Consider the following 12432-nt stretch of genomic DNA (forward strand, 5'->3'; position numbering starts at 1 on the left):
TACTGTCGCGCTTTTCATTAATATGCATTAGACATTACTGCCATTTTTAATGGTGTTTAACAGTAAAAAGTCCAAGTGCCGACTTTTTTCACAATGTCTGCAACAAATCTTATTGAAAAGAGCTTTTTATAGTAAACGCTTTCATTGAGTGTAAAAATAAAAATTACACCCTCATTTTATCATCTTTTCAAATTTTTGAATACAAATTATTTGTCGGGAAATAGTGTTGATTTTTGTCGCTCTTTTAGTCATTCTGCGTTTGACGAGTTTTCCGATTCGTACATATTTTTTTTAGCCATAAGGTTACTCTACATTTGATAGATTATGATAGGAGGTCGTTGTATGCAACAGCAGCAACCACAGCAAAATACTACTCAACAGACTGGCTATTACCCACAGCCGCCAAGCGTTGTTACGACAAAAGATTCTTTATACTTTGCAGATATGCTTTCTTGGAATTTACTTGCGATGAAGAAAGCGCACTTTTTTGCAAGCCAATGTCAGGATCAGGATGTCGTCAATGCGATTGAAAAAGCCGGCCAAATGCATCAGAGACATTATCAGAAGATCTTGACTCACTTACAAGGTCAAACTCAAATGCAACAACAGCAGCCACTTCAATAGATAGGAGGACTAACCTAAATGACTCAACAGAAAATCCAAAATCCTGAAACGCAGGTTGCCAAAACACCACAAATGAATGAGCGTGATTTCATTAACGATATGCTCGCGACGGAAAAATATATGACTGACTCTTACAGTACTGCACTTAATGAAGCAAGCAACCAACAGATTTATACTGATGTGTTAGCTATTTTTAACGAAACGCAAAACTGTCAGCGAGAGCTTTACAATGTGATGTTCCAGAAAGGTTGGTACGGGCTAGAAGCCGAAGACCAAACGAAAATACAACAAACGTACCAGCAGTTCCAAGGTTATTCTAATCAGTTTCCTTATGGCAATAACGGTATGATGCAGTAAAAATTAAAGCGACGAAGCCCCTGAGAATTTGGGATCTTTCGTTGCTTTTTTCGTTCAAGCAATGGCTTAAAAAATCGTATCTTCCCCTCTACCCTTCAGTATATTTTCCGAAACCCGAAGCTTTTAAATTAATGAAAATTATTCCATTTATTTGTGGTAAAATTAAACAAAATGTTTATTATTCTAGGGGGAATTATGTGAAACGTTTATTCACTTTATTTTTGATAGGAGTATTATTTAGTGGTTGCTCTAATACAGATGTTTATCAAGAAAAAGTCACTGAGTTGGAAGAGGAAATAGCGGAAGTCTATTCGCAACTGGAAGAGAAAGAAATGGATATAGAAACACTTTCCCAACAGTCTGCGGAAGAGAAATCAGGTGAATTTATCATGATTCCAAAAGACCAAGTTCCTCGTTTGTGGGGAGATGCTGATGCACAACTTTGGGATTACTTGATAGATGATTCGCTAGCGAAAGAGAACGGCTGGGAGAAAGGCGTTACTAATTGGAGGGATTGGGACGGAGAATACGACCTGGCTCTTGGGTCCGCCAATCAAAGTTGGGAAAGTCCTGGAGTGTTAATGAATGCATGGATGTTGGATGTAGTATTAAGCAGTGGACTTGGTATGGATGTGTGGGAAATTAACACAAGGATTGATGTTAAGGATGATTTTAAAGCAGAAGGGTACATCATGAGTTATGGTATGCGGGATGATTCTGTGTCCGGAAGCGATATTAAGCTCACGATGTTAAAAGAAAATGACTTCTGGTATGTGGAAAAGGCGGAAGTTAGGTATAGGTGTTCACGTGGTGTTAGTGAAGAAGAAGATCTCTGTTTGTAATCATTAGAAAAGGCTTTAATGGATATATAGTCACTTAGGATGGATATATTGAATTTACAATGGATATGTCGACCCTTGCAATGGATATATCTGTTTTACAATGGATAAATCTGTTTTACAATGGATAACCGGAAAAATGCGAGTTTAACGCTAACGTTTAAAATAAAAAGAGCCTTGATTTGCAAGTTAGCAATCCAAGGCTCTTACTTATTTCCCGCTTTTGGCACGGTGGGCGTCATTCAATTCTTTGATTTCCTTAATCAGTGCCATCATATCTTGCTTTGCGTCTGGATATTGCTCATTCCAATGTTTCACAAGTGGTGGCATTGATTTTGCAATATATGTATAGAGCACCCAAGCTTTCACATTTTCCTTGTGCTCTTCTGTCACTTCCCCTAATAGAAGTTCCGTATACTTTTCTAACAAACCGTCCAAATGCTGGTCGAGTTTTTCATTCATCGGCAGAACCTCCCCTCATGCTTTTGTTCCATTATAGTGAAGTCCATCACACATTACAATTCAACGGACAGGTAGAGCATCGGGCTCCTTCACTGTTGGTTTTATAATAGTAGCAGCAGGTAGTTCGCATTCTCATCTCAGCTTGGTGCAGTTCTACAAAAGTTTTCGGGTTATAGAAAGTTGCCGCTGGGTTTCTTTTCATTCCAAATAGGGCTGGATCTGCATCCAATAAGCTTTGAAAATCTTCTTCTTGGTATGGCGTATCCAACTGCTGATTAGGAAGAATGGATTCATACATCCAGTAGATATAAAGCACAACATTTTCCCATAATGTTTGGCGGGATACCTTTGCCTCTTTAGACATACGTTGAATTAACGGGGCAAACACTCCGTTGAAAAGCTCATTATAATGTTGAACTCTCCACTCTTCACGCGTTTCAAATGCCGTTACCTCCACCGCTTTCACTTCTGTATAACGAAGCTTCGGTAGCCACACATCATTTTCCACATAAGAATCAATCCAAATGTTGGCTGGATCCACTTTTAATGTTTTATTAAAAGCCGTCATGGAGAGCAAACAGTTTACCGCAAGGAATCCCAGTCTTTTCATGAGAAGCGATGCCGCAACGTCCATATCGTCTGTCCCCAATCCAGCTTTAACCTTCGTCAAATACTCTTTTGTTCCGTCATGAATAAGGGAATGAAGCGAGATAGTATCCTCTACCTCTGCCTCCCCTGTTATAAAACGACAGCTCTCTTCCAGAAAACGAAATTCCTGTTTAGTGAGTGTACTCATCATGCTCTTAGTCCTTCTAGATTCGGAACCAAGCATCGGCCGCGACCGTGCGGAATACATAAAGGTGTTCCAAAAAGCGGATCCGTTGTTACTTGGCAATTCATATCAAAGACATTTTTGACAAGATCACAGTTAATTACTTCTTCTGGTTTGCCTTGTGCATATATTTGCTTATCGCGAATCGCAACAAGGTGATGTGCATAGCGGCAGGCAAGATTAAGATCATGAAGTACCATAATGATGGTGCGGTTTTCTTTTTCATTCAATTCAAAAAGAAGGTCGAGAATCTCAATTTGATGGGTAAGATCCAAATAGGTTGTCGGCTCATCCAACAAGATGACATCCGTTTCTTGCGCTAGCGTCATCGCAATCCATGCACGCTGACGCTGTCCACCAGATAGCGAATCGACCGCTCTTTCCGCAAATTCCTCCATGCCTGTTGCACGAAGCGAATCCCATACTACTTTTTCATCATGTTCCGACCATTGCTTGAGCCATGATTGATACGGGTAGCGGCCTTGTTTTACTAGTTGCAGCACCGATAAGCCTTCCGGTGCAGTCGGTCCTTGTGGAAGAATGGCAAGTTGCTTGGCAATGTCCTTTGTGGATTGGCCGGAAATTGCCTTTCCTTCAAGGAGCACATTTCCTTCTCTAGGCTTTAACAAACGAGCAAGTGAACGGAGCAAGGTGGATTTCCCACAGCCATTTCCACCGATAAAGACCGTAATCTCCCCTTTTGGGATTTGCAGATCTAATTCCTCAATAATGATGGATTCACCATAGGATAATGTAAGTGACTGGGTTTCTAAAGCATTCATGTTACTTCCACCTCTCGTTAAGAATTTCTCGTTTTATAAAGTAGATAAATAAAATACGGTGCTCCAATTGATGCGGTAAATACGCCGGCCGGAATTTCAAGTGGCGAAAATAAGGTTCTGCCAATTAAATCAGCCAGCATGACTAGAAAGGCCCCGATTAATGCGGATGTAGGAATCAGCACTCCGAATGAGGAGCCAACAAGCCTGCGGGCGATATGAGGAGCCATCAGACCAACAAATCCAATTCCTCCTGCAAATGCAACCGCGCCACCTGTCAGTGCAGTACTCAGGAATAGCAAGCCCATGCGGTGTTTATTCACAGCACCGCCTACACCTGTTGCCACTTCATCTCCAAGTTCTTGGATATTCAATTGCCTTACTGCCATAAAGCTGACAATAACAAGTAAGACAGTCCAAGGTAATAATATTTTCACATGACTCCAATTTGAGCCATACACTGTTCCGGTAATCCAAATGTTCGCTTGGCTTGCACGATAGATCGGACCAAGTAACATGAATAGTGTTGTTAAAGCCTGCATCAATGTGGAAATCCCTATTCCAATCAAAACAAGTCTGATTGGGGATAATCCATTTTTCCATGCAAGCGAGTATACAATGATTGCGATGGTCGTCGCACCGACAAATGCACTTAATGGCAGCCATTGAATGCTAACGGTCAACGAATTATTGCTGTCACTGAAAAGAGCGAGAAACAGGACAACCGCTGTCGAAGCTCCGCCAGTCAATCCTATAATATCAGGAGATGCGAGAGGATTCCGAATTATGCCCTGTAAAATGGCTCCGGCTACCGCTAGAGAAATTCCGACAAGTAAAGCGATGATGATTCTCGGTAGGCGGAAAGATTCAACAACTAGTGTTTCCATGGAATCTCCTTGGCCCAAGAATACTTTTATAACATTCCATGGAGAGATTTTCATATCCCCCATACCTGTACTTGAAATAAATAAGGTGATGACTGCGAGTGCTAACCCAGCAATAGTAATTATCGCTTTTTTATCCATAAAGAAGGACAAGCGCCCTTTGCCAAGTCGAAACGTTTTATAATTCTTCATTTTCCGTGGAACCCCCTTCTAGCAATATAAATAAAGAATGGAGTTCCAATTACAGCTGTCATGACACCGACAGGTACCTCTTGCGGCATAATTACGTAACGAGCTCCTATATCAGCTATAAGCAGAAGGATGCCGCCGAGTATCCCACAGTATGGAGCCAGCCAGCGATGGTCGGTGCCAACTAGATATCTTGCAACATGCGGGATAACTATTCCGATGAAAACAATTGGTCCCGCTATCGCAACTGATCCGCCTGCAAGCAAGATGATAATGATCGCTGCCGTTATTTTTAGAAAGCCGATTTTCACACCAAGGCTTGTTGCCACATCATCCCCCATCGCAAGCAAGTTAATCTTTTTCCCGATAAAAAAGGAAGCAAACCATGCAACTGCAATATAAGGAAGGACAGCATACACCATATCAAGACTTCTGCCTTGAACAGAACCTGCCAACCAGAAAAGCACTTGATCAAGAGCCGTCTCGTTCACAACGAGCAACCCCTGTGTAAGCGATGAAAACATAGCCGCAAACGCCGCACCGGCAAGTGTCAGTTTCATCGGAGTCAGCCCCTCACGCCCAAGAGATCCGATAAAATAAACCGCAAACGCCGCAAGGGCTGCACCGGCAAAAGCCAGCCATGTATAAGTTTGTAAAGATGTTACAGAAAAGAAAGAAACCGCAACTACCACAAAAAAGCTAGCTCCCGCGTTAATGCCAAAAATCCCTGGGGATGCCAATGGATTTTTGGTCAGCGCCTGCATCCATAGTCCTGCAATCGCTAAGCTTCCTCCCACCACTGCTGCAATGATTGCCCGCGGCAGACGGACAGATTGAACAATGATATGTTCATTTGAACCGTCGAAATTTCGAAATGCGTCAATCGCAAGCGAAAAGCTTGTATCTGTATATCCATATATGATGCTTGCCACAAAGCTCATTGATAATAGAAGAAACCCGATTATCAATCCATATACTTTGTGGGTATTTTTACGAAGTAGCATAATGTGTACCTTCAATCTATATAACTTTTTATCTAACTATAAGTTTAGGAGAATTAAAAGGAAGTGTCAATGACTTTGAAAATCATTCTCACAAAAAGTATTGACAACCATTCTCATCAAGAGTACTATTTATCTTGTGAATGAAAATCATTATCATTAATATACGGGGGCTACATATTATGTTGAAAAACAAAAAGCTTTTTTCATTATTTTTACTTACTTTAATCACTTCGCTTGTTTTGGCAGCTTGCTCTGGCAACAATGGCAATAATGCGGGGCAAGAAGAAGATGCTTCTGGTGATACTCCAACGGAAGACACTTCTTATGAAATAGAGCATGCAATGGGTACAGAAACAATTGAAGGCACTCCAGAAAGAGTAGTTATTCTTACTAACGAAGGAACGGAAGCATTGCTTGCAATGGGTGTAAAGCCTGTCGGAGCAGTTCAATCCTGGTTAGGCGACACTTGGTATGATCATATCAAGTCTGACATGGAAGGCGTAGAAGTTGTTGGTACAGAAAGCGCAGTAAACCTAGAAGCCATCGCGGCACTTAAACCTGACTTAATTATCGGGAACAAACTTCGTCAAGAAGAGGTATATGAGCAACTAGATGCAATTGCACCAACAGTTTTTGCTGAAACGTTAAAAGGTGACTGGAAAGAGAACTTCCAACTTTATGCAAAAGCACTGAACAAAGAAGAAGAAGGCAAAAAAGTAATGGACGACTTTGATGCACGTGTTGCTGAGATGAGCGAACAACTTGGTGAAAAGAAAGAGCAAGAAGTTTCTATCGTCCGTTTTACAGCTGGTGATGTTCGTATCTATCATAAAGATTCCTTCTCTGGAATTATTTTAGATCAACTTGGATTTGCTCGTCCGGAATCTCAAAATGTAGATGACTTTGCTGAAATGAATGCAACAAAAGAAAGAATCCCTGCAATGGACGGAGACGTATTATTCCACTTCTCTTTTGAAACTGGTGACGGTGAAGCAACAAAAATCAAGGATGAGTGGTTAGAAGATCCATTGTTTAATAACCTTGAAGTTGCGCAGGCTGGAAATGTCCATGAAGTAAGTGACGCAGTATGGAACACAGCTGGTGGAGTACTTGCAGCAAACATTATGTTGGATGATATTGAAGAGGTATTTTTAGGGGAAGAGTAATAAGATGGGAGCTGGCGCTTAACGTGTGCCGGCTCTTTTTTTATCCATTAAAAAAGAGAGGACCCGAAAGCCCCCTCCAGCTGTTTATTTTATTTCACTTCTCTCCACTTCATTACCTTCCGTATCTTTCACCACTACTGTCAAAGTGTAGCGTTGACCATTGTGGTTGGCAGGAATCGCAACTTCTGTGCTGAACACTTCTTCACTCTCGCCTGTCACTTCATAGACTTCTTTAGAAGAGTGTTTTACTCTGCCATGCTTGTCCACCAATTCAACAGAAACCGTGAACTCACGCGCATCACGAACATGATTGGCGATTGTTGTTCTTATGGTTACATCTGATTTCCTCTGAAGCTTTTTCAGTTCTTTTCCTTTCGCGTCTAGGAACTGATTGGAAGCAGTATATTTCACTTCCGGCTCTTCGTAGGAATCGTATTCTACAATATCATCCACAGAGCGTGGTTTAAGTTGGATTGTTTCATTGAAAATGCTTGAGATACCCGTAATTGTAACTGTGTCGCCATTTTCAAAAGAGAAATCGCTAAACTTCAGTCCAGTTCGGTTATCGACACGAACTAATACGGATTCTCCATCTTTTGTTGCAATAAACTCAAACGTTCCATAATTATTTACTTCTTCCAGATCGGAAATTTCTACTCCTTCAATGGAAACTAATTCACTCTCGTTTCCACTTCCCAGTTCTGCAGGAGTTAACACCTGAGCAGCCGGCACATCAGCAGTACCAGTCTTTTCAAATGCACTTAAAGAACTGATTTGGAATTCGCCATTATAAGCTCCAACTGCACCTGTCAGTTTTACCACATCACCCGGAACAACATCCTCAGTGTTTTGGAATACATACGTTCCACCAGTTTCATCCTGTACATAAAATCCTTTTTGGCCCCATGCTCCAGAAGTTGTCGTAACAACACCTTCAATCGTTACCACACTGCCATTTGCCGCTTCTCTAGCTTCAGCAATCGTCACTGTACCGATATCACCACCTGGCTCGCCCACTTCCGAGATGCGTCCTTCTGCCACATAGTTGATTGGGCCGTCAAAGCTTCGAACAAAGTTCACTGTAGCTTCCAAGTCTTCTGGTCCTGTCACAGGATTTTTGCCAAGCTCGCCGATTGGGCGATATTTGCTTCCTGTGGATGTTGCCATAAAGTTGTTTGTTACAACCGTATATGTTGCTTCTTTATCAATCGGTGTTCCATCTGGGAAAGTGATATCTACCACTTTGTAAGTGGAGCCATCCCAAGTATAATGAAAGCCACTGATACTATAATCTGGTCCATATGGTGCTTGAAGTTGTGCATTCATAATCGTGTAAAGGTCTGCACCTGTAATTTCAAGCTTCATTAGAACATTATTGAATGGCTGGATATTAAACAATTCACCCCAAGTGATGTCTCCTTGATTTAAATTGTCACGGATTCCTCCACCATTCATCAATGCAAAGTCAGCATCCATTTCTGCTGCCATACCGTCTGCAATCAAGTTTCCTAGAGCATTATCGCCAACTTCTCCGCGAACGCCATATCCACCTTCCATGGCAACTTCTGCAACACCAATCACTTCATTTAAAATTGGTGCAATTCTATTCTCATAGTTTGCTAGAATGTCAGATACTACAGGGTCTGGATCCATTTTACTTTGGTCAACAAATACAATTTCCGCTTCCTTATTTACAATATCTCCTGTCTCAGGATCAATCTCAAGGTCTACAGCTGAAAAAGCTTTTCCGTAATCCAATGCTTGGACAATCAATTTATTGTCGACCATTGCATCTACTATTTCGTGGTTGTGTGCAGCAAAAATAACGTCTACTTCATCGTCCACATTATTCGCAAGATCTGCCGCATCACCAGTGGCTGTATCTCCTGATTGAGATGCCGGCATATGAGAAAGGACTACAATTGCCTCAATTCCTTGCTCTTTTAATTCTTCTGTTGCATCGTTAACTGCAGTCACTTCATCCGTAAAGGTGATATCCTCGATCCCCTCTGGAATTACCATGTTTAATGTAGCAGTTGTGTTTACACCGATGAAACCGATTTGTTCTCCGCCAACTTCCAAAATTTCATATGGAGGCAAGAACGTTTCACCACTGTCTTTCCATACACAGTTGGCACAAACATTCGGGAAGTTCATCCCTTCATAGCCTTCTGTCCCTTTTCCTTCTGGATGGTCCCCACCGTTTACCATACGTAAGAACTCTGTTGTTCCTTCATCAAACTCATGGTTACCAACAGTGCCAATGTCAAATCCAATTTCATTCATAATTTCTACAACAGGCTCGTCCTGAAGCAACGCTGCAACCGGAGAGCTTCCACCAATCATATCACCTGCATGCATAATAAGTGTATTAGGGTTCTGTTCTCTGCGGTCTTTTAAATACGCCGAAACATAATCCATACGACCTGCAGCTGCAATGCCATGATCTTTTGACAAATCATAAGTTTGATCTATTTTACCGTGTAAATCATTCATTCCTATAAGTTGAACGGATACAAGCTCCCCAGGATTCGGATTTGGTTCTTCTCCGCCGTCTTCCACAGGAGTGTAACCTGCTGCAAGTGCATCTGCTTCATTCCAGAAGAATACACGTTTCTCGACAGGTACCTCTTCCCATTCTGTAGGCTGTACATATTCTTTTGTATCTGAGTTTCCAACTGGCTTCGTTAAAGGATTTCCTTCATAACGGGCACGGAAAAATGTCGGAAGTTCCAATAATGGATCTGCTTCATTCCAAATTCCTTTGCCAGCATCTTTCGCTTCTTTCACAGCAGTTTGGAATTCGTTATACTCATCTTCCGGACCAACCGGATGGATAAAGTAAGTTACCGCATATCCTTCTCTAACCATTTCAAGGTTCGTGTTCAATCTATCTTCCTTGCGTAATACTTGAGCTAGTAATCTACCATAGTTGTCAGTAGGCTCTTCGCCCACTTTCAGGATAACTTCATCCCCTGGTTGTAGAAGAGTTTGCATATAAGCAGTCGCTTCGTTCCCTTTATCCTTTTGGTTCTGATCAAGGTCATTTCGTACAGAATGATAGGTTTCCGGCGTATCAATATTCACATAACGTACACTTTGGGAACCAAATACCGGAGAAGTAATACGGATCGTATCGCCATCCGTTACTCGCTCTACTACCGCTGGGTATTCTCCTGCTGCACTTGGCGGTTCTGGTTGTTCTTCCGTCAATACGATATCGGAAGCTTTTCTTGGTAAAATTTGATACGTATTGTATTGGCTAAGGATAGCGGTAATCTCATACCATTTTCCTTCTTCCAATGCATCAATCGCATTAGTACCTTCCATAACACGTAATGTTGTGGAGTTAAAATCACTGTCAGTCAATGTCACATTGTATCCGCCGCCAGCCGGTGTGGATGGCTTGCTGGAAACATATCCTGTAACTGCAACAAGTTGGCCCTCTAGAGGTTCAGCAACAGTTGCGGATTGTAATTCTTCAATAGTGATTGGAGTTGCATTAGGAAGTGCTTCATTTTCTGCTAAAATTTCAATGCCATCTGTGTTCGGCATAATTTCAAGCAAGCCGTTATATGCCGCTATCTTTCCTCTAACCTCTACCACTTGACCTTCTACTAGATTTGGAAAGCCTGATAGACTATTAGAAAACAAGTTGATTCCTGCTGTTTCATCTTGTATGTAAGTAGACAGTTTTCCGCCACCAATTGCTGCGTTATTTGCTGTAACTACACCTTGGACGATAACTTCTTGTCCGACATTTTTAGTTCGTGCTTCTTCTAGGGTGATTAGTTCTGGTTCTGCTGGAGGTTCAGGATCTTGTCCGCCGTCGATGATGGTGTAATCTGTTGGGTTCTTTAATCCCGGAATTGTAAAGTAAGCTTCAAGAGTTCCTGTAATTTGTATTTTTGCGTGGTGATTACCTGGATTGTCAACTAAATTTAGGACAGTACGAATTGCTCCGCTCGGTAGTTGAACTGGTAACATCTTGGTGATATCTGTTTCATCTGGAGAGTCTGCTAAAGCTAAATTAGTAGCTTGTGACCATGGGGCTTCTAAATCAAAATTGGTTTTGGAAACGACCGTCCCCACTATATACCCCTCTACATTCGCCGTACCGCTATTATTCGCAATAGCTTCAGCAACAGTAATTGTCGAAGATTGCTCTTCTGCTGCGTAAGTTGTCATGTTCATAGCTGGCAAGAAGTTTGAGAATGTAATCAAAACGGCCAGTAGAATCATGACAATTCTTTTTGTAAATTGTCTCATTTGCTTTTCCCCCTTTGAAATTGTTGGACGTGATACACTTACACAATATACGCGACCTATGTAAAATCATTGTTGTAAAACTGTAAAGCAAGTGTAAAAATTCGATAAAATCTAACATCTCTTCAATTATGCAGGAGGCAAAGCTAGCAGGAAATGCAACTTTATCACTAATTTCACTACAAAATTATACCATTAATATGTCGAAATAATAGGAAAATTTACATAAACGTAATAAAAAGAGTGTGTCAATTATCGACACACTCCATTAAATAAATTCTTTAATATCATAGACTCTTCCGTTTTCAACCGCTCCTGAGAATAGTAGATCTATCAATTTCTCCGCTACAAACGACGGACTTCTTAATTGGCCTTCTTCATGATAGCTTTTGAATGTATCAACATTGCTGAAGTCCTTTTCATCAGAGCTGCGAATAACTCCTTGCATGGCCGTATCCATAATTCCAGGTGAAAAAGAAAGAATGGTTGTCGGATGTGCAGCTTGGCTTTGCTCTAACCCTACCGATTTCGTAAACATATCGAGTCCCGCCTTTGTTGTGCAGTAAGTGTTCCAGCCATGAATCGGGCGGTTGGCAGCACCAGAGCTAATATTGACGATTACCTTTTTGCAATCCCACTCCTCCGTAAGCCGTATAAACTCGTTGGTCATCAGCATCGGTGTGAGGAGATTAAGGTGAACTGCTTTCGTCATGGAGTTCTCGTCCGCTTTCCCCGCAGGTTTAATTGGATCGACCATTCCAGCGTTGTTGATTAGATAAACACTTTCTACCTGACCGTCCTTTTCAATTTTAGATAGAAGATATTGCACAATCCCAGTTACTCGTTCATGCTTGGTTAAATCCTCTTGTAAAAAAGTGAATTCTGCTCCACTCTCTTTTGCTGCGAGTTCCAGGTCCTTATTTTCACTTCTGGCAATACAAATCAGATGATGGTTTTCTTTTAATAGTAATTTTGTTGTGGCTTCTCCAAGCCCTTTGGAAGAGCCTGTTACGATAAAATAGTTCATTAT

At 41.4% G+C, this 12432-nt stretch carries 11 protein-coding genes; 4 read left to right on the plus strand and 7 right to left on the minus strand.

The window, feature by feature from the left end:
• The first annotated feature begins 342 nt into the window (after positions 1 to 342).
• From M313_RS0114435 to M313_RS0114445, 3 genes are all read left to right on the plus strand, one after another.
• Complete coding sequence (locus tag M313_RS0114435) at positions 343 to 624, plus strand: hypothetical protein (protein ID WP_010196694.1); 282 nt, start codon at positions 343 to 345, stop codon at positions 622 to 624.
• Positions 625 to 642: 18 nt separating this feature from the next.
• Positions 643 to 981, plus strand: coding sequence for a spore coat protein (locus M313_RS0114440; RefSeq protein ID WP_010196697.1), 339 nt, complete (start codon positions 643 to 645; stop codon positions 979 to 981).
• 197 nt (positions 982 to 1178) lie between these two features.
• Complete coding sequence (locus M313_RS0114445) at positions 1179 to 1823, plus strand: hypothetical protein (RefSeq protein WP_010196701.1); 645 nt, start codon at positions 1179 to 1181, stop codon at positions 1821 to 1823.
• Positions 1824 to 2030: 207 nt separating this feature from the next.
• On the opposite strand, the gene M313_RS0114450 is transcribed toward M313_RS0114445, so the two are convergent.
• The 5 genes from M313_RS0114450 to M313_RS0114470 are packed head-to-tail and all read right to left on the minus strand — an operon-like array spanning position 2031 to position 5970.
• Positions 2031 to 2282, minus strand: coding sequence for a YusU family protein (locus M313_RS0114450; protein WP_010196709.1), 252 nt, complete (start codon positions 2280 to 2282; stop codon positions 2031 to 2033).
• A gap of 46 nt (positions 2283 to 2328) precedes the next feature.
• Positions 2329 to 3081 carry an IucA/IucC family C-terminal-domain containing protein gene (locus tag M313_RS24650; RefSeq protein ID WP_010196712.1) on the minus strand — a complete coding sequence of 251 codons (753 nt, stop codon included), beginning with the start codon at positions 3079 to 3081 and terminating at the stop codon, positions 2329 to 2331.
• The gene (locus M313_RS0114460; RefSeq protein WP_010196715.1) at positions 3078 to 3896 is read right to left on the minus strand and encodes an ABC transporter ATP-binding protein; all 819 of its coding nucleotides are present in this window, start codon (positions 3894 to 3896) and stop codon (positions 3078 to 3080) included. The genes M313_RS24650 and M313_RS0114460 overlap by 4 nt, the downstream gene beginning before the upstream one ends.
• 17 nt (positions 3897 to 3913) lie before the next feature.
• Positions 3914 to 4969, minus strand: a complete 1056-nt coding sequence (locus M313_RS0114465; RefSeq protein ID WP_010196718.1) for a FecCD family ABC transporter permease — start codon at positions 4967 to 4969, stop codon at positions 3914 to 3916.
• A complete protein-coding gene (locus tag M313_RS0114470; RefSeq protein ID WP_010196720.1) occupies positions 4966 to 5970 on the minus strand; it encodes a FecCD family ABC transporter permease in 1005 nt (334 codons plus the stop codon). The genes M313_RS0114465 and M313_RS0114470 overlap by 4 nt, the downstream gene beginning before the upstream one ends.
• Positions 5971 to 6149: 179 nt before the next feature.
• Here M313_RS0114470 and M313_RS0114475 point away from each other — a divergent pair, with 179 nt between their 5' ends.
• Complete coding sequence (locus tag M313_RS0114475; RefSeq protein ID WP_010196722.1) at positions 6150 to 7136, plus strand: ABC transporter substrate-binding protein; 987 nt, start codon at positions 6150 to 6152, stop codon at positions 7134 to 7136.
• An 84-nt stretch (positions 7137 to 7220) separates the two neighbouring features.
• On the opposite strand, the gene M313_RS23700 is transcribed toward M313_RS0114475, so the two are convergent.
• Both M313_RS23700 and M313_RS0114485 read right to left on the minus strand, forming a co-directional pair.
• Positions 7221 to 11405, minus strand: coding sequence for a DUF6359 domain-containing protein (locus tag M313_RS23700; RefSeq protein ID WP_010196724.1), 4185 nt, complete (start codon positions 11403 to 11405; stop codon positions 7221 to 7223).
• Between the two features lie 265 nt (positions 11406 to 11670).
• On the minus strand, positions 11671 to 12429 hold the full coding sequence (locus M313_RS0114485) for a (S)-benzoin forming benzil reductase (protein WP_010196725.1): 759 nt from the start codon (positions 12427 to 12429) through the stop codon (positions 11671 to 11673).
• Positions 12430 to 12432 lie beyond the last annotated feature (3 nt).

It is taken from the genome of Bacillus sp. m3-13 (assembly GCF_000175075.1).
GTDB lineage: Bacteria > Bacillota > Bacilli > Bacillales > Bacillaceae_I > Sutcliffiella_A > Sutcliffiella_A horikoshii_C.